Consider the following 20,045-nt stretch of genomic DNA (forward strand, 5'->3'; position numbering starts at 1 on the left):
CATGGGGCCCAGACTTCCTAATCTGCCTTGAGTTTTTCTTTACAATAATCCACAATGTATTCATTTATCCATTTACTCTTATTTTGGAAGTCTCCGAAATCTCGTTTTGCGATTAAGTCTTCTGCCATTTGAAGTGCTTCTTGATATTGTTCCCGGTGGATCATTAAAAGCATCCCTATTAGATCATAGCCGGCAATCCTTGGTCCATTTTCAACTGTGTAAGCATAAAAATCTTCAAAACTTGCGAACCCACTGATCAGTTTTTTGACTTCTTCATGCGCTTCTGAGAGCCCCTCGAAAACCTTAACTCCAACTTTTTCTAAGTCAAGATTCTCCATCGTCCAGTCTTCTCTAACTACCTTATATGGTAATGATAAGTCATGAACCGTAAAAGCTCCAACTGCTCGAAGACTCATGGGTTCCTGCGAATTGCCCGCCATATCAAAAACTTCCCAAAAGATATCATCAAAAATATATGGCTTGATATAAGGACGAATGATTAGACGAAACTTATTATCAGGGAAATCAATATCAACCATATACTTAACCAGATAGTCACCTACTTTATCAAAAAACCTTTCACTTCTTGATTTAAGTTTCAAGCGCTTCGCTGCCGAACGGATAGACTGCTTCAGTTCTTTATTTAGTTGTTTATCTATTTTTGAAAATTTAACCATTGAATTACCTCACTAATCTGGTCTTATTCCTCTTATCCAAGCAAACTATTTTCCATTATGTTCCTGCTAGAAGGCTTCCATAGCCTTGAACTGTTCTTGTTCTTTTTCGTTTCTTGGTTCAAATCCTAAAAATTGATATCTGAAAAAGTTCATTTGAGCAGTTGGTCCAAAATTACTTTTATTCCATGGAGCATAGTCATAGTCGACTGAAAGCTTGTTGTTATCATCTAAATGGATGATACAAATGTACCAATCTGCCAAATTATTTTCAATAAACACTCTTTTCAGATCTTCTGATTTTTTAAATAAAACCTTGTTTTCGCTTAGAACATCCATCATCGATAGACCAAAATCTTCTGGCATTTCAAGATGGTAATGATATTGATTTTTATATTTAAAATAAAAATATGCTTCACCACTATAGGTCTTGTCCATCTCGATTACAATATACAAATCATCCCACTCAACTGGAATCATATCGTTGGCTTGATGCACAATTTCGATAATTTTTTCATTCATTTGTTGTTCCATATGTTCCTCCGATTTGCTTGGATTTTCCCCCTGTCTAGTATTCCTTATCTATGAATGGATCTGCATCCTTACTGATAGGTCACTATCAGTAAAATAAGGAGCAATACAAACAAGGCGATACTGAGCAAGAGAGTCACCATTTTTACCAAGCGGTTGTTCTGCCAGAAGCCTGGTTTTCCGATATTGCTGGTCGCATCCATGGAAAAGAGTTGGCTTTGACGAGGTTGGATGAGAACCAAGACAATTAAGGCGACAGCTAGGACTATTCCTACAATCATCAAAACTTCCATCAATTTCACCTCAAGATTCCTAATAATGTAAAAATTAGGGTAAGAAGGATGAGCAAGCCGAGTAAAATGGAGAAGATTTTACTGATCTTTTCTCCTCGGGTAGGCTTTTCTTTCTTAAGCGCTCCTTGCTTTAACTCTTCCATGCGTCCTTCGACATCCTTGTAAAATAAATCTTTTTTAGTCATGTCCTTCCCCTATTATCCTTTCCATCCTCTCTTGGTAAGTAGCCAAGTCCACATAGTTGGCATGGCGTCCTTGATGCCCAAGGGCTCGGCCCATCTTGTCAAGACTGCTGAGAGCTTCTTGAATCTTCGCAATCATGTCTCCAACAGCCTGCACATCAAATAGGTATTCTGGAGCTGTGTAAGATCTGTTATGAGCTGTCTGGTCAAAGGCTAGGATGAGCATATTGTGCTCGAAGGCTTGACGGACAGCATCCAAAAGCTCGTTTCCGTAATTGATATCCAAATAGAGATCCGACAGCTGGTAGAGTTCTCGAATCTTTTGCGGACTGGCGTTTTGGTAGAGAACGACATTGGGATAGGAAAGCAAGGTCAGCAACTTGGATGACATCTCAGTCACTGCCGCGACTCGGAAGGTCACCATTGGCAAGGACTCAATCAGGGTTTCGATATGCTCGATCTGATCCGAGTTGGTAACGATCAAGGCATCTGCTCGGACGAAGTTTTCTCTTTTGAACTGATAATGATAACCCAGATGGACAAACTTGTCATGATAGGTTGGGTTGGCCAAGGCCAAGGCCTTTTCATAGGTAGCCTTATCTGGTATGAGGATCTGCTTGGCTCTCAGCCCCTCTTGTTCCAGTAGCAGCTGCATATTTCCAGGAAGACAATCACCTAGCGGTTCTTGCCAGACTAAGATATCCTGTCCAGTCTTGTCTGGATAATGGTATGAGACCAAGAAAGAGGTGGCGAGAGTGTTAAAGAGAAGATGGCTAGTGTCGATTCCCAAGTCTTGCAAAAAGAAGATCGTGAACTCCACTCGATTTTTAAAATGGCGCAGGGCTTGTCCGGGCAAGGTTAGGAGGATATCACCTGTCACATGGTTTTCTAGGACAATTTCCTGTCCCTTTGCATCCTGATACTTGGTCAGGATAGCCTGCCCATCTGCACTATAGGTGGTCTTGGCAAAGCAGGTTCCGTATCGGTTATAGTGGTCTGCTTGGTAGATACGACCGGATAGGTCCTTCCAGTCGACTTGCTTGACCAGACGGGCCTGAGGAGCATCCACATAGTGAATCACGCCCCTCTCCCGAGAATCCTCTAGGATATGCGCCGACTGGTTATTGCCCGCAATCTCCCAAAACTCAGGAACAGCTACTTGGTTGAAATAAAGAGCTTTTCCTGACTTGTAACCTAGATAGTAGGTAAAGGGAGAAAGAATCCCATCTGGGAGAAAGCCATCTGGCTCGATCACAACCGTGACATGAGACAGACCAGCAGCTTCTAGACTTTCATGTAAATCTCGGCTTTCCTGGCCATATCGATCAAATAGTTGAATCATGCAGGACCTCCTCTATCGTTTTCTTCCACTTGTCCCTTACTTTGTCTGTTAAAAATCCTCTAGCTAGCTCATAAGATGCTGTTCTCATATCTGGCAAATGATTTTCCTGATAGAGCTGGCAGATCTTTTCTGCAAAGGCCCTTTTAATTTCCATTTCAACATGGTCGTCTGAACTTGGGATCAAGTAACCATTTTGACCGTCCTGGATAAAGGTCTGGTTTCCATAAGGAACATCAAAACCAATCAGGGGCAAGCCTGAACCAACTGCCTCCATCAAGGTCAGACCAAAGCCTTCACTGGTTGAGGCCGTCAGATAGACTTCATACTGGAGATAAATCTGAGCCAGATCTGCATGCCCCTTGAGCTGGATATAGTTCTCCGCTTGGTGAGCCGTGATGATTTCCCTTAAAAGGGACTCTTCACCCCCACTGCCATAAATGTCAAAGGTAAGCTCTGGAAGGACTTGATGCGCCTGGATAACTGCCTTGACGAGCCAGTCGATGTGTTTTTCCTTGGCCAGACGCGAAGCGGTAATGAGAGAAAAGGGCTTGCGTTCCCTAGCAGGCTCCGTCAGCTGATCAATGCTCCCAACTGGAATCGTGACGATTCGTGGACGATGCTGACTGTACTGGGCAAATTGACCTTCGAGAACTTCCTTCTGCCGATCCGTGGATACGATAAAGCAATCGACCTTGTCCGCATTTGTAAATTGATACTCATAGTAGTTGTTCCAAAGGAGATAGTCTTCGTTGCTAGCATTTTCACTATAGTGCTCCGCGTGAACGACAACTGCTAGATGAGCCTTTTGTGCTTCTTCAAAAACAGCCTGACCAATCCCTGTTTCCCTATCCAAGATGACCAAATCAGACTTGCTCAAGTTCAAACGTTGCATAAAATAGCGCATAAGGGCTGGCTTTCCGTACAGAATCCGGTCCTTAAATCGATAGACCTCTTCTTGGCCTTCAGTCAGCAAGATATCGTAAGCAGTGCTGCCATCTTCATTGAAAAAGCTTCGTTGATAGAGTCTAGCCACTTGGTCTTTAGGCGCGAAATATTCTGTACAGTAGCGTGTGTAGGAGAAATAATCCTTGCGAATCAAGTTCCCCCCAAACACATACTCTGCATGCTGTACCAGATTCTTAGCCGAGTCTACCAAGTAACAGGTCACAAACTTATCCTCATCTGAAAAGTAGACACGCAAGACCTTGCCATCCTGCTCCCTATGACTCTCAAGGCCACCGAAAGAGGCCAAGACCTCGTCAACTGTAACACTGGTCGGTGCTAGCCTGATATCTGTAAAATGATTGTAAAGCCAGATTACCTGGTCATCCGCAAAGCCGATATTGGCCGTTAAATGCTGGATATTGTCTGCTAAAATCAAGTCGGTAAAGATAAACTTAGACGCTAAATCTAAGCTTCTAAAAATCCCTGCTCGGTAGGCCTGGGCATATTCGACACCACTACTCGCCCAACCGATTCCTAGATTTATATTGTAAATTGTCATATGATCCTCTTTTTATGGAAAATGGGTGAGAATCTCACCTTTGGGCGTTACTTCCACAATCCCCATGAGAAGATTGCGAACCATATCTGTACGGATTTGTTGCTTCATGGTTTCAAAGCCTGCATAGGCCTCCTGATAGTACTCCACGATAGGGTTCTTTTGAGAAGCAGACTGGCTCCCGATTGCTAGACTGAGCTGTTGGAGGTAGTCGACTTGCTCAACCCAGTTGTCATCAATAGCCTTGAGCATGGATATTCTCAGAAAAGAATCATAGAGTTGGTGAGGTTGGAGGACTTCCTTTTTAGCTGCGATTTCCTTGGCTATTATTTCCTCTAGTAACTCCCGAATCTGATCTGCATCAGCTAAATCCAGATCAGCTGGTAATTCTCTCATCCCAAAGCTAATATTGGTCACGATGAAGTGAAAGAGTTCTTGGGGGCTGCTATAGGCTTTTTCTGAGATTTGTTTGGTATAGTCTGCCAGTATATCCTCAAGGATATGCTCTAGATCACGACTTCCATCCAGCAAGCGATCTCTTTCTTTGTAGATCATCTGACGCTGGATATTGACGCTTTCCGCATACTCTAAGGTTTGTCTGCGTACTGAGCGACTGGCACTATCACTAGCCTCTTGGGCTTTTCTGACGAGATTGCGGTACTTGCGAGCCTTGAGTAGGATAGGTTTGCTGATATCTTCCACTTGGTAGTCTTGATACAGGTCGTGAACCCAAGACGGTCCGAACTTTTTGATCACATCATCTTCAAGCGACACGAAAAATTGAGACATACCTGGATCACCCTGCCGGCCAGAACGACCTCTGATTTGCAGGTCAATTCGTCGGCTCTCCATTCGCTCGGTACCAATCACAACCAAACCGCCCAATTCTGCAACACCTGGACCGAGTTTGATATCTGTCCCGCGACCTGCCATAGAAGTCGCAACGGTGACTGCCCCCATCTGTCCAGACTCTGCGATAATCTGGGCTTCACGCACCGCATGATTGGCATTAAGGACATTGTGAGAAATCCCCTCTCGCAAGAGCAAGGACGAGTAAAGCTGGGACATTTCAACAGATCCGACAAAGATCAGGAGTGGATTGCCTTTGGCGTGATAGATCTTGATAGTTTCGAGAGAAGCATACACTTTCTCAGGGAGGGTCACATAGAGATTGTCCGGATGGTCCATTCGCCTAAGTGGGCGATTGGTCGGAATGCGAATGACAGACATGTTGTAGGTTTCGAAAAATTCTTTTTCTGCCACCTTTCCCGTTCCCGTCATACCTGAGATTTTGCGAAACATCTTAAAGAGACTCTGGTAGGTGATCGAAGCCATGGCTCTGGTTTCAGGAGAGAGCTTCACATGTTCCTTGGCTTCGATGGCTTGATGGAGACCTCCTTGAAGCTTGGTCATTTCCATCAAACGCCCTGTTCCCTTGTCTAACAAGACCATTTCTTGCCCTCGAACCAGATAGTCCTTGTCCTTGGTAAAGAGCGTATGGGCTCTAAGAGCATAGACCAGATGTCGAACATAACTGGAGTACTCTTCCTTGTAGAGATGATTGATTCCTAAGAAACCTTCAACCGTCTGGGCCCCCTTTCGGGTTAACCAAACCTGGTCTTTTTCTTCCTTGTAGATGTAGTCTTCTCCCTCAACCAAGGTCGTCACTAGGGTATCAATCATCCCATAATAGTTAGACTGGACGCGGGGAGAACCTGCGATAATCAAGGGAGTTTGGGCACTATCGAGTAGAATGTCATCGATCTCATCAATGATGACATAGTTAAAGGGAGGCAGGAATTTCCCCTCACGAGTGGAGGCAAGATTGTCATTGAGATAGTCAAAGCCCAGTACACTATTGGTCGTGTAGACGATGTCCGAGGTGTAGATCTTTCTTTTCTCTTCGGCAGTCAAGTCCTCTTTTGGATCCTCTGAAAAGGGCAGACCGACAGTTAGACCTAAAAATTGGTAGACCGGACCCATTTCACTTGCATCCCGTCTAGCCAGATAGTCATTTGTCGTGACTAACATACTGCCTTTTCCTGTTAGGGCATTGAGGTAGAGGGGCATGGTTGCAGTCAAGGTCTTGCCTTCACCCGTATTCATCTCAGCCACATTTCCTTGGTGGATCACGATGGCTCCCATGACTTGCACATCATAGGGAAAGAGACCCAAGACCCGTTTATCCGCCTCACGGACAAGGGCATAGGCTTCTACCAATAGCTCATTCAAGGTTTCTCCCTGGGCAAGACGCTGGCGAAACTCCCCTGTCTTTGCAGCCATTTCCTCATCACGGAGAGCTGCCATCTCTTCTTTGAGGGCGTTGATTTGGCTTAAAAGTTTCTTGACCTTTCTCAGTTGTCTTTCTTGATACAAACGATTAAACAACAGCATCCTCCTTAATAGAAAACGAAACAAAGTCAAGAGCCTCAAAACCTGCACTAATCAAGGAAAGGCGATAGGTGTAGGCCGTTTCAGGATAGGTGAAGCTAAAGGAAAATTGTCTTTCAATCTTCTCCTCGATAATTTCTTCATAACGGTTTAAAAAGGTCAGTTTGAGATAGAGGCCATTGGCCGGTTGAACCTGCATCTTCATAGATAGACGGTAGATGTAATTTTTCTTGAGAAGAGGGAGGCTAGGTTGACTTCTAGTAGCCTGGTAGTTGACACTAGAATACCAGGTTTTAAGGGTTTCACCTGAAGCCAGCAAAGGGTTTTTCAGTGTAACATGACCGTCCGCATGATAGGTGATCTGGCTCCCGTAAAGATAAGTGGCTCCCATCTCGCCCCACCTAATATCCTCTCTCTTGATGATAATCATGTCTCACCTCTTCCGTATTCTTCTAGTATCATCTTGTAAAAATGAATAAACCAGGCAACGTTTGTTCCTGTATCATCATTGTGTCGACCTGCTGTCCCTTTGGACAAAATCTTAGCTCCTGTCTGGCAAAGAGTCTCCACTAGCTGGTCATAGGCACCACTATCCATATCCTCGTCCTTCATGTAAGAAAGACCAAAGGTCGTCTGGGAAAAATCAGCTTGTTCAAATCGGGTCCAAAAACGTTGATCCAAGTCCTTCATGTCTTTCTGACTCACTCCTCCAGTCTGAAGGTGCAAGACATCAAAGCTAGTTGGAAAGACTCCTGGCGCCTCTAGTCGGCCCCGCTGTGCGATGGTTCCTAGATTGGTCAAGGGTTTTCCGACTACAATCCCCTTGGGTTCAAAGTAGGCTCCGTAGTAGAGGGCTGGGAAGGTTCCCATTGACAGCCCAGATAGGATCAAGTCACTTCTATCCAAGCCTAGATAGTCCAGATAGTGTTGGATTGTTGCTTGTATGCTGTCTTCCAACTCCCCAGTTCCTAGGTAAAAGGCTCCTCCTTCTAATCGAGGGTCCGAAAAGAGGAGAAAGGGGCATTGGAGATTCTTCATCATCCAGTAACCCTCAAAGCCTTCCGCCGGACGGTAACCTGAGAAGTAGACGGCTAGAGGTGGCTTGAAATCATCTGGGTGAAAGAAATAGTTGATTTCCTCACGTTTTTTGTCATGCAGGATATTTCCACCGAGAACAAATTTTCCAAACTGTTTCCGGCTCCAGCGTTGGTGGAGATTGCCGATGTTGACCTTTCCCTGGCCACGCGCTTCAAGAGAAATGCTCAGATAAGCATCATAGTCTTGTTCCACGATGATTGCTGAGGCAAAGTCTGCTTCCTCAAGGAGAATGTCCTGTCTAATCTCTGAAACGGATCCTGCTGGGATTTTTCGCAAACGCAAGCGCAATTCCACTGGTCCACTCTTTTCATATTCGAGCCAGAGTTCGATTGGCGCATGGGCTTGGACGGTCTGATTATAGGCCCAAGAGGCTAGCTGGGTATAGGTCTTGCCAAAGTCTCCTTCTAATTTCAGATGCTCAAATCCTTGATAGGAGACAGAGCCTTGAAAACTCGGGTGAATCCGTATCGTAGCTGGACTCAGCTTGTCTCCATAACCACCTTCAAAGAGGGAGGTGGAAAGGTCTCGAACAAAGCCCTGTCGGTCTGACAGGTCCATCGCTTGCATGCAGTGCTGTCTGATGAGATTTTGAAGACCTTCATCCTGGCTTGCAAACTGTTCTGGATAGAAAACCGTATAGGGTTCCAAGCTAGATGCAAAAGGCAACAAATCTACTAGATAAGCCCCATCCGTAAGAATGACAGCATGAAAGTGCTCCAAATTTTTCTCATCCATAATTTTCTGGATGGCAGACGGTGTGTTAGGAGGAACATGATACCAGTCTAGTTGGGCTGGTAGGGCAAGTGTCTCTCGCCAATCCTCTGGACCGATTTGCAAGATCTTATATTTCTTTTCCATGAGTCACCTCCTCCAACCACTTTTCTAGCTTGATTAGGAATTGCTCGCCAGTGTGTTCCTTTATCTTTTCAATGGAATGGATCAGAGCATCATTCCACACCTGCAGGCTATCGAGATAGTAATGGGCAGCTTGCGCAAAATCAGCAGTGTTTTCCAACAGATAGCCATTCTTCTGATGGCTGACATACTCAGTTTTGACCCTATTGATTTGAGGGATACCAGCACTAATCCCCGCTATCTGGGTATAAAGAAGAGGTTGACTGTTCAAATCGACAATCAAACGAACAAATTCCAGCTGCTTGATTAACTCCGATTCATCCTTCATATTGACAAACGAATAGCGCTTGCTCTGATGGCGATTGTCCTCAAGCGGATTTTCAGCGCCTTGGTAATCAACTTCCTTTTCCAGTTCCTGGTCCTGAAACTGCTCTGCAACCATCTCAGAAACACGTGTTTCCAGCTGTTTCATTTCTTCTTGACTAGCAGCAAAGGCTCCAAAGACCAACTCCGTATCCTTGTTTTCAGAAAGGAAATGCAAGACCTGATAGAGCGCTTGGTCCTCTATCCCCTGCTCAAAGTCCAGTTGATAGTAGAGGATTGACTCCTTCCGAGTCTGACTCTTTCCTAGCTCCAAGCGGGTATCAAAAGGTGATAAATGACGAAACTTCGTTGCTTGTTCTGAAAAGGCAGACTGAGCCAAGCGCAAGGTGTCCTCTCTGTCGACTAGAACAAGGTCCACCTTAGACAACAAATTCGCCAACTGAGGTAATTGCTCTTGAGGATTTCGTCCGATAAAAAGACTGAGAACCTTAGTGGTTTGGTGAGGCAATCGTTCTAAAAGGAAGTCATTGTGCTGATCACAAGCAGGCAGAAAATAGGTCGCTCCTTCCTCAGGAAGTTGAGCTATTTTCTTCTCAAAAAACTCCGCAATCAATTCTCCCATATCTCGGTAAGCCTCTTTTTGGAATCGAAAAGCAAAGATAGGATTGACTTCGATACGCCCCCCATCTTGCAAGTGCTCTCTAAACTGCCACAGTCCCTTGGGATTGAGATAGTCTTGGTAGAGAGCCTGACCCTCTTCGTAGTAAATCACACTGGAAACCAGCCCCCGATCATCCATCAGGTAATTAGCAGACAAGAGCCCATCTTCCTTGAAATACTGAATCGTACTGATAAAACCTTCAATCCCATGCTCCACCTGAGCATAGGGCTTTCCATTTCTCAAAACTAAAATGGTAAAGGGACTGTAAACAAACTCGCAGTCCTCTTCCCACTCAATATCTCTGAGCTGCAAGACCTGCGGTCGAATCTCATGAAAATCCTGCAATTCATCAAATAAGGAATAAACTTGTGCTTCTAAAATACCTTGGCGATGGAGAAAATAGCGAAGATGAGGCTGATAGGACAAAAGGAGGACCTGTGCAGGGACCCCTTGGTGTTGCATCAAGCGAATCTGATTGAAGGTGTCATCAAATTCTAGCTTAAAATGAGAAAAATACCAAGGTGTCAAATCAGCATGCCAGGGACGCTCCTTGCCATACCAAGCCGGGATAAAGTAATACATCAAAACCTCCTAGAATAGTGGCCGATACCTTTCATTTAATCTGAGCGCCTGCAGTTCGTCGTGAATCGTAAAGAGCATGCCACTCAAAATTAAAAAGAGTCCGGGAATCATGCTGACTTTTAACAGACTCTCATCCTTCAAGACAAACAAGATTGGAAGTCCAGCCAAGGTAACGTTAAAGACTGCACCTATCAGAGCAAATCGAAGAACCAAGCGATTGATAAAGCGACTGGTATCCTCACCAGGATAGACCCCGTAGATGTAATCTCCTGATTGCTTCATCCGATCTGCGATCTGTTGACCACTCACATTGACAAAAGCAAAGGCAATGCTAAAGACAAAGAGGATAAGGATATAAGCATAGATCCACAAGGGTTTCCCCATCGCATACTGCTCCAGTATGGTAGGGTAGAGAGGATTACCCTTATCCAGATGTTGAAGCAAGAGCAAGAGATAAGAAGGTAAGCCCATGAGACTCATCACATACATATAAGGCATACCACCAGCAGGATTGAGCATAATTTCCAGATAGGAATAGCGTTTAAAACGAGAATGAAGTCCGATTTTATTGATAGGGATGCGGTATCGCGCTCGGTAAAAGAGAACGACTAGATAGGTAAAGAGGACACCAAGCACTACCAATAGAAAAAGCAGCCAAGGAGAGATCTTATGAACTTGGACTGATTGGATGATGTCTTGTGGGAGTGATATCACCATACTGGCCAATAAAATAACGATCGGGCCTCCAACCCCGATAGACGCATTGATGTCAGACAGCCAAACTAAGAAGAAGGTCCCCGCAACCAAAAGGCTGGTATTGAGGAGAAAGACCAAGAAGGGATTGTAGGGAGCTTGGACAGGAAGATTTGTAGTCAAGGCCAATGCCTGAATCAAGGCAATCCCTAACGTCAAGTACATTTTCCGTCTATCCTGGACTTCCGAAGAAACCGAGTTTAAGCCCAGTTTCTTTGAAAAGGAAAACATCTGCCACAAGATCATAGCTGACATCCAAGGGGAAAGTCCGATTGAAAAGAGAGAGAGGCTGCGAAGATTTCCACCAGTCAGGGCTACTGAAAAGTCCAGATAGGCTGCGCTTCCTCCGAGAAAATTCCGGCTATTGAGGTCAACAAAAGGAAGAGCCAGACGACTCCCGAGCACATAAATAAAGAGCAAAAATAGGGTGCGCATCCCTTTTTTTACTGCTATCGATGAACGAAATTCTTTCACTAGCTCCTCCTTTTCATTTTTTCTTTCTGTCCTGTCACACGGGAACAATCTTGTCCTTCCATCTTAGAATTTTCAAATCTCTATCTCAGTTTTCGTGAGTTTTATCATCCAGATAAGCCTTCAAAGTAGCCACCATTTCTTCTGGTCTTTCTGCTGAGAAAATACCCGCATAGGCACTTTCAGGCAGTTCCTGGGACTGGGTATTTTCAAAAGTCAAGATCGGTTTCTCAAAGCGTGAAATATAGTCATAAACGACACTCAACTTGTCATCGTGGTTAATATCAAGGTAGACATCTGTCTGCTGGATCAATTTCTCGACCAAGAGAGGGAAGGTGTTGGGATAGAGGGTCACATTTTCAAAACGTGACAAGAGCATGAGTTCAGGTGCCATCGTCGTATAGGCTGCAATGTAGAAATGCACCTCTGGCAAGGCTTGAACTAGATAGTCGATTTTCTCAAGATGCCAGGAGTTGGTCAAATTAACACAAGTCATAGCTGGCTGATAGACTGTGACTGGATAGTCAATTCCAGCCTGACGCCATTTTTCAGTAATGGTAGACCACTCCATCAGATGATAGTGCCACCAAACCTCACGCAAACGCCCAACTGAATGAGTGTTCCAAGGTTTGTCTTGAGAAAGGAAATGCAAGATGGCTGGCAGGGGCTCTAGGGGAATCTGGAAGATAAACTCATGTCCATGTGAGGCAGCCCCACTGTCAAAACCAATCTGGAAATTATAGTTCTGATCCAGAGGAGCATAGCTGTCATGAAAGAGCATATTGAGGATGGACTGGTCACCTTCACTCACATGTTGGTGTTCCCGCTCCGTCAACTCAACTAGCTCTTGTCTCACAGCTTCAGCTCGCCATTTTTTGTTATTGATCAAGAGTACACCTGCATTAAAGCCAACTCCAACTCCAAAACAAGATGGTGCAGCAGCTAGATAGTTTTCGCCTAAGTCCATTTCAAAGAGGGGCGTCAGATCAGCCGTCACTACCAGATCACTGTCCAAGTAAAGAACCTTGTCTTCTTCGATAAAATCAGGGATAAAATAACGAGCAAAGGTCATATGATTGATATGGGGCAATTTGTTGCTCCAGTTCATCTGAAACTGGGCGCCAAGCATCTTGACATCCACCAACTCATCGCCCATTTGCTCTACTATCGGTCTGAGAGCGCGGAACCACTCCTGGGGAATATCCTGATTAAAGATATAGACCTTGACATGGCTATTATGGTAGCAGAGAGACTTAAGTGCTGTTTCAATCTGACGAATATAGGCATAATCTCCTGCGAGAACAATTGTTTTCTTCATTTAGTTTCCTTCAGTTTACAACGACTGCTTCTTCGATTTTAAAAGCGTGCGAATAGACTCAATCATTTCATCTACGGCTGTAGGTGAGTAGACTTGACTACAACCACTCGGGTCATGACTAGTGGTCTCAAAAGCAAATACGGGGATTTCTCTTTGTTGCACCTCTTGGATAATGTTGGCAATTTCATCCTCATGATTGATATCCAAGTAAAAGTCAATCTTTTCTAAGACCTTTTTGACATTCATAGGATTAAAGTAGGGATAGAGGCGTACATTCAGATGTGATTGTAAGTTCATGATTTCCGGCGCAAAATTGGTATGAGCTAGGATAGAGAACTCTACATCGGGCAGTTCTTGGATTAGGTGTTCGATTCTCTCCATGTGACACGTATTGGTAAAAATAGCGGTCGCATACTGGGGAGCTTGAACTAAAGATGCCAATCCTTTATGGAAATCACATTTTTTCATGACAATATCAGACCACTCTAGTCCGTAGTAAAACCACCAGTCCTCCCTGAAACGGTTGAGGTTGATTTGGTACCAAGGCTTGTCCCCTGTATAATGGATAATCTTGGCTGTCTTCTCAGTAGCAAGAGAATCCCTATACCAAGAATCCATCTGGTAATTTCGAGCCACTGTATCCATACCAACCATAAAATTATAGGTAGCTGGCAAAGGTTTCCAACGACCTTCAAACAGGTGATTTAACACGCCCTGATCACCAAAAACTTGGTCATGCAGTTGGTCTGTCAAGCTCAACAAGTGCTCCGTCACCTTTTCTTGGCGCCAGAGAGCCACATTAATCAGCAAGACACCTGCATTAAAAGTGCTAGGAACTAGCGCATCTGCGACAGCAGCTACTGGCCAGTCTGCCATATCTTCTAAAAAGAGTTGATCTAGGTTTGATCTAACGATAATATCCGAATCCAGGTACAAGGCTAGGTCTTCGCTAACAAACTGAGGAATAAAATAACGAAAGAAAGTTGCATAACTTAGGTGGGCTAGTGGTAAACGATACTCTTTCAAACCTTGATGACTAATCTTGACATTGACGATTTTTGAGGCTAGAGGCTCTAGACGTCTCTCCATGAGCTGAAACCATTCTGATGGCAAATCATCATTGAAAACATAAAAAGTCACTGCTCGGTTATGGGCGCAGATTGACTTGATTGTTGTCTCAATCTTGTCCATATAAGCATTATCACCACCGAGTACAATGGCTTTTTGAAGCTCTTTTTTCATTTCGTCCCCTTTTCTTTTCACATTCTTTTGGCTACTTTTCTACTACTATAGTTCTGATTTTTTCGATGATTATCTCACCTTCCTATTATACCTTTTCCCCTAGTTTATTTCAAACTCAAAAGAGGATTTTCCCCTTCTCACACATAGAAAAAACCTTTGAAAATCATGTTTTCAAAGGTTTTCCATTTTACTATTTATTCATTGATTTTTATATCTTATCAATGACTTTCTTGATCGTCATTCTGACTCTTCTTGGCAAGAAGACCGATACCTGTCACAGCTGCCAATGCTCCCAATAGAGCAGATGCTACCGAAGTCGACGCTCCTGTATTTGGCAAGACTTGTTTCGGCTTGCTTGAAGCGGATTGACCTTGGTTTGCAATATTTGCCATTGAGAGAGAGGTGCTTGTTGAAGTAGATGCCAGAGCACTTACTGACGCAGATCTACTAATAGAATCTGAAGTCGAGAGACTAGTGCTAATCGACGTTGACTCGCTCATAGACACACTTGCTGAAATCGAAGCACTTTCTAGAGTCGATTCACTGGCTAACATGCTAGCTGAGAGTGATGCGCTCGTTGAAGTAGATTCGCTCACTGATGTACTTGCTGAGATCGAAGCACTCTCCAACGCCAACTCGGCTGCTAGCATACTTGCAGAAGTTGAAGTACTTGTTGAGACCGACTGACTAGCGCTGACTGAGGCTGATTCACTTGCACTTGCCGATGCAGACTGGCTCGAGCTCAATGAAGCTGATTGGCTCGAACTTACTGAAGCTGATTCGCTTGAGCTTACTGAGGCTGATTCACTCGAGCTTACTGAAGCTGATTCGCTGGAGCTTGCCGACGCTGACTCACTTGCGCTTACTGATGCTGACTCACTTGCGCTTACTGAGGCTGACTGGCTTGAGCTTACAGACGCTGACTGACTCGAGCTGGCTGACGCAGATTCACTTGCGCTCACTGAAGCGGATTGGCTCGCGCTTGCTGAGGCAGATTCGCTTGAGCTTACTGAGGCTGACTGGCTAGCGCTTACTGAGGCTGACTGACTTGAGCTTGCTGAGGCAGATTGACTTGAGCTTACAGACGCAGACTCACTCGAGCTCACTGAAGCGGACTGGCTGGAGCTTACAGATGCAGATTGACTTGAGCTTACTGAAGCCGATTCGCTGGAGCTTACTGAGGCGGACTGGCTAGCACTCGCTGAAGCTGATTGACTTGCGCTCGCTGAAGCTGATTGGCTCGAACTTGCCGACGCAGATTGACTCGAGCTTACTGAAGCGGATTGGCTCGCACTCACTGAAGCGGATTGACTAGAGCTCACTGACGCTGATTGACTCGAGCTCGCTGATGCAGATTCACTTGCACTTACTGAGGCTGATTGGCTAGCGCTCACTGAGGCTGATTGACTTGAACTCATTGACGCGGATTGGCTAGCGCTGGCTGAGGTTGACTGACTCGAACTTACCGAAGCGGATTGGCTAGCGCTGGCTGAGGTTGACTGACTCGAACTTACCGAAGCTGACTGGCTTGCACTTACTGATGCTGATTCACTTGTGCTTACTGAGGCAGACTGACTAGCACTTACCGAAGCTGACTGGCTTGCACTCAATGATGCAGATTGACTAGAGCTTACTGAGGCAGACTGACTTGCGCTCACTGATGCTGATTGACTTGCACTCAATGAAGCGGATTGACTGGCACTTACTGATGCGGATTGGCTCGAGCTTACGGATGCTGATTGACTTGAGCTTACCGATGCAGATTGGCTGGCACTTGCTGAAGCAGATTGACTCGAACTCGCTGAAGCAGACTGACTAGCACTCACTGAGGCGGATTGGCTCGAGCTCGCTGAGGCGGATTGACTCGAACTTACTGATGCGGATTGACTGGCACTCACTGATGCTGATTGGCTCGAACTTACTGAAACAGATTGACTAGCGCTTACTGAGGCTGACTCACTAGCGCTCACTGAGGTGGATTGACTGGCACTTGCTGAAGCAGACTCACTTGAACTCACCGATGCGGATTGACTGGAGCTGACCGATGCGGACTGACTTGCACTTGCTGAAGCCGATTGACTCGAACTTACAGACGCCGATTGGCTGGCGCTCACCGATGCGGACTGACTGGCACTGGCCGATGCTGACTCAGATTGGCTGGAGCTTACAGACGCTGATTGGCTCGCACTCGCTGACGCTGACTGACTCGAACTTACCGAAGCTGATTGACTCGAGCTCACTGAAGCAGACTGACTCGAGCTTACCGATGCAGATTCACTCGAACTTGCTGAAGCCGATTGGCTCGAACTTGCTGAAGCAGACTGACTTGAACTTACGGACGCTGATTGACTCGAGCTTACTGAGGCGGATTGACTTGCGCTCACCGAAGCAGACTGGCTAGAACTTACTGACGCTGATTGACTCGAACTCACCGATGTTGATCGACTCGCACTTGCTGAAGCAGACTGACTTGAGCTTACGGACGCTGACTGACTAGCGCTGGCTGAAGCGGATTCGCTGGAGCTGACCGATGCAGACTGACTAGCGCTTACTGAAGCAGATTCACTTGTGCTTACTGAAGCAGACTGGCTCGAGCTAGCTGAAGCGGATTCGCTGGAGCTGACTGACGCAGACTCACTCGAACTTACGGACGCTGACTGGCTCGAGCTTACTGAAGCAGATTCACTTGAGCTGACTGAGGCTGACTGGCTAGCACTCAATGAAGCCGATTCACTTGAACTTGCTGACGCTGATTGACTGGAGCTAGCTGATGCAGATTCACTCGCGCTCACCGAAGCGGACTGACTGGCACTTACCGATGCAGACTGACTAGCGCTTACTGAAGCGGACTGGCTTGAGCTTGCAGACGCTGATTGACTGGCACTTACTGAAGCGGATTCGCTGGAGCTGACCGATGCAGACTGACTAGCGCTTACTGAAGCGGACTGGCTTGAGCTTACAGACGCTGACTGACTAGCGCTGGCTGAAGCGGATTCGCTGGAGCTGACCGATGCAGACTGACTAGCGCTTACTGAAGCGGACTCACTTGCGCTCACTGAGGCGGATTGGCTTGCGCTCACCGAAGCAGACTCACTCGAACTTACTGAGGCTGATTGGCTAGCACTTGCTGAGGCAGATTGGCTGGCACTCAATGAAGCCGATTGACTCGAGCTTGCAGATGCTGACTGGCTTGAGCTTAATGAGGCAGACTGGCTAGCGCTAACTGAAGCAGATTCGCTTGAACTTATTGAGGCTGATTGACTCGAGCTTACTGAGACAGACTGGCTAGCACTCGCTGAGGCGGATTGGCTGGCGCTGGCTGATTGACTCGAACTTACTGAGGCGGACTGGCTATTACTTACTGAAATAGACGCTTGATTTGGCGTAATTTGTCCATTAAACACATCTGAAACCAAACCATCTACTGTCGTACTAGCAGTCACTGGTCCACTTGGAAGTCGTCCTCCATTGCGATCATATACTTTCTTCAAGTCAGTTGCAGTAAAGGTTACACTAGTCGAGCTCCCCGTTGCCTGTTTGGTAAATGTTTCACCTGCAATTGTTAAAGTAACTGTCCCACCTGGCGCAACCCCATCTACCGTAATCGCTTGATTTGAGAGCCCACCTTTTTCGTTAAGATATTGATTCTCTATCCTTGGCGTCTGAGGGCGCACAGTAAAGCTCACGTCAATTTCATCCGTACTTCCATCTGGATAAGTTACCACCGCTGTCAAAGTATGCCGACCAGCAGACAAATTCGTATTGGTTCCAGATTTCCAAGTATAGGTTGTTCTAGTTCCCTTAGTAATTCCTGTAGTAGGTAATTCTGGTGTCCCTGTAGCATTCGTGATGTACTGACTGGCTTCACCAACAGAAACAGTCCCTGAATTGGCCGTTAGAGTAAAGTTTCGATTCACCTCAGCATTGATAGCTGGTTCGTACTTTTCAGACTGAGCATGGACTTCAAATTGAATTGCGGCAGGGTTGGCTGTTAAATCTTTTACAAGACCTACGTCAGTAGTATTTCCGCTAAAATTACCTTCCTGATCATAGGTGAAAACATAACGAGTCCACAAACTATTTACTGCTTGATTTTTTCCAACAGAACCCGTGATTGAAACGGTGAAAGGATTTGATGCTGTAGCATTTCCATCTTTGGCTAGTTTATTTGTCGGAACAATCATGCTGATACTTTGACCATTACTCGTAGTGAATGAGACAACAGTTGAAGTAGCCGGATAGGCCGCGGGAACAGCAGTAGGAACAAATTTTGCATGTTCAATTCGACCACTGTTATCAGTAAACTCAATGGTCGCAGAAAAATTTTCTTCTCGATAAATTTTAAATTTTTGTCCTTCTAGAACTGCGCCACCTGTAACGGTTATTTTCTGAAGTTCTGGCTTCTCTGTATCCCTAGCAGCTCTGAAGCTAGCGGTATTTGAAGCTTTGGTCAAAGCTTGTCCGTTTCTGCTGTCACGAAGTCCAGACTTAGCACGTAATACAGCATTTGCAATGCTATTTCGAGCTTCTGTAGCTTTTTGTAGGATAGTGGCAAGGTCAGAAACCTCCCCTTTCAAGGCCTCTGCTATCTCATTCTTCGCTAGACTAGCCTTCGTGATCGCCTCATCCGAGTTTGGAAGTCCCTGCGCTTGAGCTAGAAATTGCCCAATCTCAGCAGACAAGGCCTCTAATTTCTTCCGTTTTTCTTCACTTTGCTTTTCTGTCAAGGCTACAGAAGTCATTGTGAGACTCGATTCAGCCGTCACACCTTCATTCTTTACATGACCAGACTGACTTCGAGGCAAGGATTCTGTAGAAAAATCAACTGCTTTTAATTCTTTTGAAGGTTGTGATTCTTTCACTGTCTCCCGAGCTGACTCACTTGTTTGGTACTGACTTTGAACACCAACTGAAGCTCTCTCTGACAGATTACTAATCGCTTGATTTTGTGTTCCAAGGGATTCACTTGAAGTAGCAGTTACACTTTGACTGTTTGCCAAAGATTGACTAGTAGAAGCAGATTGGCTCATCGACTGACTCATACTAGAAGAGCTTGAGGCACTGATGGACTGGCTCGTAGAGGCAGATTGACTGGCGCTCTGCGAATTTAATTCTGACAATGACTGACTTTGACTGGTAGACAAAGACAAGCTAGCAGTATCTTGATGATCCTGTGTCGTCCCTAGCACTACTGAATCTCTTGTCGCCAGGGTATCTTTTGATTCGACAGTCTTTTCAACAGCGACTGCATCATTGGCATAAACACGCGTTTGCGTCGCAGCAAAACCACCTAAGATTGTCCCCGTAGCTGCTATCCCTTTCAAAACATCCAAGCCGGTCAACTTCTGACCTTCTTGCTTTTCAACCATTTCTGTCATTACTTGGCTCGTATCCGCACTTCCACGCATCACCTTAAATAAGCCAAAAAGGGAAGTCGAGGCCCGTAGCCAATGCTTCCCTGATTTGATTAATTTGAACCGAGTTACACGGTCTGTTTCTCTATATTCACCCTTCTGGCGTCTAAAAAACATGTTCATCCCCTCAACTTGAAAAAGATCTATTCACCTATAAAATACTATCTTTTTATTATATACCAAATATACCGACAATTCAATATCTATAACACACTCTAAAGAAAGAAAATGATTTCAAAAATAACTTGATTTTAAATCTATTCTGTTTTTTAAATATAATCTCCATTTTATTGTTCTGTTAATATATTTTATTTATTCTTTAACCATTTCTATATGCTTTAAAAATTGAGCAAACAATTCCAATCACTCAGGGAATTGATTTTTATTCAAAATATAGAAAAATCCACGAATCG

The 20,045-nt window shown here is 45.1% G+C and carries 14 protein-coding genes; all 14 read right to left on the reverse strand.

All coding sequences use genetic code 11. From position 1 onward, the window contains the following. Positions 1–17: 17 nt before the first annotated feature. The 14 genes from B7714_RS08610 to B7714_RS08675 all read right to left on the reverse strand — a co-directional run bounded on the left by B7714_RS08610 (position 18) and on the right by B7714_RS08675 (position 19,749). Positions 18–677 (reverse strand): hypothetical protein, encoded by a 660-nt coding sequence (locus B7714_RS08610; protein WP_084860238.1) that lies wholly within the window; start codon positions 675–677, stop codon positions 18–20. A gap of 66 nt (positions 678–743) precedes the next feature. Further along, positions 744–1,208, reverse strand: coding sequence for an immunity protein YezG family protein (locus B7714_RS08615; RefSeq protein WP_084860239.1), 465 nt, complete (start codon positions 1,206–1,208; stop codon positions 744–746). Positions 1,209–1,276: 68 nt separating this feature from the next. After that, the gene (gene asp5 / locus B7714_RS08620) at positions 1,277–1,498 is read right to left on the reverse strand and encodes an accessory Sec system protein Asp5 (RefSeq protein WP_084860240.1); all 222 of its coding nucleotides are present in this window, start codon (positions 1,496–1,498) and stop codon (positions 1,277–1,279) included. Between the two features lie 5 nt (positions 1,499–1,503). Then, positions 1,504–1,683, reverse strand: coding sequence for an accessory Sec system protein Asp4 (gene asp4 / locus B7714_RS08625; protein ID WP_045590408.1), 180 nt, complete (start codon positions 1,681–1,683; stop codon positions 1,504–1,506). Beyond that, the gene (gene gtfB / locus B7714_RS08630; protein WP_084860241.1) at positions 1,676–3,022 is read right to left on the reverse strand and encodes an accessory Sec system glycosylation chaperone GtfB; all 1,347 of its coding nucleotides are present in this window, start codon (positions 3,020–3,022) and stop codon (positions 1,676–1,678) included. Before gtfB ends, asp4 begins: the two co-directional genes overlap by 8 nt. Next, positions 3,006–4,526 carry an accessory Sec system glycosyltransferase GtfA gene (gene gtfA, locus B7714_RS08635; protein WP_084860242.1) on the reverse strand — a complete coding sequence of 507 codons (1,521 nt, stop codon included), beginning with the start codon at positions 4,524–4,526 and terminating at the stop codon, positions 3,006–3,008. The genes gtfB and gtfA overlap by 17 nt, the downstream gene beginning before the upstream one ends. A 12-nt stretch (positions 4,527–4,538) precedes the next feature. Next, positions 4,539–6,911 carry an accessory Sec system translocase SecA2 gene (gene secA2 / locus B7714_RS08640; protein ID WP_084860243.1) on the reverse strand — a complete coding sequence of 791 codons (2,373 nt, stop codon included), beginning with the start codon at positions 6,909–6,911 and terminating at the stop codon, positions 4,539–4,541. Further along, complete coding sequence (gene asp3 / locus B7714_RS08645) at positions 6,904–7,344, reverse strand: accessory Sec system protein Asp3 (protein ID WP_084860244.1); 441 nt, start codon at positions 7,342–7,344, stop codon at positions 6,904–6,906. The genes secA2 and asp3 overlap by 8 nt, the downstream gene beginning before the upstream one ends. After that, positions 7,341–8,870, reverse strand: a complete 1,530-nt coding sequence (asp2, locus tag B7714_RS08650) for an accessory Sec system protein Asp2 (RefSeq protein ID WP_084860245.1) — start codon at positions 8,868–8,870, stop codon at positions 7,341–7,343. Before asp2 ends, asp3 begins: the two co-directional genes overlap by 4 nt. After that, positions 8,854–10,434 carry an accessory Sec system protein Asp1 gene (gene asp1 / locus B7714_RS08655; protein WP_084860246.1) on the reverse strand — a complete coding sequence of 527 codons (1,581 nt, stop codon included), beginning with the start codon at positions 10,432–10,434 and terminating at the stop codon, positions 8,854–8,856. The genes asp2 and asp1 overlap by 17 nt, the downstream gene beginning before the upstream one ends. 9 nt (positions 10,435–10,443) lie before the next feature. After that, positions 10,444–11,661: an accessory Sec system protein translocase subunit SecY2 gene (secY2, locus tag B7714_RS08660; protein ID WP_000657785.1), complete on the reverse strand. Its 1,218-nt coding sequence runs from the start codon at positions 11,659–11,661 to the stop codon at positions 10,444–10,446. Between the two features lie 85 nt (positions 11,662–11,746). Beyond that, positions 11,747–12,976, reverse strand: coding sequence for a glycosyltransferase (locus tag B7714_RS08665; RefSeq protein WP_084860247.1), 1,230 nt, complete (start codon positions 12,974–12,976; stop codon positions 11,747–11,749). A 15-nt stretch (positions 12,977–12,991) separates the two neighbouring features. Next, positions 12,992–14,218, reverse strand: coding sequence for a glycosyltransferase (locus B7714_RS08670; protein ID WP_084860248.1), 1,227 nt, complete (start codon positions 14,216–14,218; stop codon positions 12,992–12,994). 218 nt (positions 14,219–14,436) lie between these two features. Next, positions 14,437–19,749 carry an accessory Sec-dependent serine-rich glycoprotein adhesin gene (locus tag B7714_RS08675; RefSeq protein WP_084860249.1) on the reverse strand — a complete coding sequence of 1,771 codons (5,313 nt, stop codon included), beginning with the start codon at positions 19,747–19,749 and terminating at the stop codon, positions 14,437–14,439. Positions 19,750–20,045: the final 296 nt, after the last annotated feature.

The sequence above is a fragment of the Streptococcus oralis subsp. oralis genome (assembly GCF_002096595.1).
Classification (GTDB): Bacteria; Bacillota; Bacilli; order Lactobacillales; family Streptococcaceae; genus Streptococcus; species Streptococcus oralis_D.

Coding starts and splice junctions, on each gene's coding strand:
- B7714_RS08615 (WP_084860239.1), bottom strand. CDS start 1,208: ATGGAACAACAAATGAATGAAAAAATTATCGAAATTGTGCATCAAGCC.
- asp3 (WP_084860244.1), bottom strand. CDS start 7,344: ATGATTATCATCAAGAGAGAGGATATTAGGTGGGGCGAGATGGGAGCC.
- gtfB (WP_084860241.1), bottom strand. CDS start 3,022: ATGATTCAACTATTTGATCGATATGGCCAGGAAAGCCGAGATTTACAT.
- asp4 (WP_045590408.1), bottom strand. CDS start 1,683: ATGACTAAAAAAGATTTATTTTACAAGGATGTCGAAGGACGCATGGAA.
- asp1 (WP_084860246.1), bottom strand. CDS start 10,434: ATGTATTACTTTATCCCGGCTTGGTATGGCAAGGAGCGTCCCTGGCAT.
- asp2 (WP_084860245.1), bottom strand. CDS start 8,870: ATGGAAAAGAAATATAAGATCTTGCAAATCGGTCCAGAGGATTGGCGA.
- gtfA (WP_084860242.1), bottom strand. CDS start 4,526: ATGACAATTTACAATATAAATCTAGGAATCGGTTGGGCGAGTAGTGGT.
- B7714_RS08665 (WP_084860247.1), bottom strand. CDS start 12,976: ATGAAGAAAACAATTGTTCTCGCAGGAGATTATGCCTATATTCGTCAG.
- B7714_RS08675 (WP_084860249.1), bottom strand. CDS start 19,749: ATGTTTTTTAGACGCCAGAAGGGTGAATATAGAGAAACAGACCGTGTA.
- B7714_RS08670 (WP_084860248.1), bottom strand. CDS start 14,218: ATGAAAAAAGAGCTTCAAAAAGCCATTGTACTCGGTGGTGATAATGCT.
- B7714_RS08610 (WP_084860238.1), bottom strand. CDS start 677: ATGGTTAAATTTTCAAAAATAGATAAACAACTAAATAAAGAACTGAAG.
- asp5 (WP_084860240.1), bottom strand. CDS start 1,498: ATGGAAGTTTTGATGATTGTAGGAATAGTCCTAGCTGTCGCCTTAATT.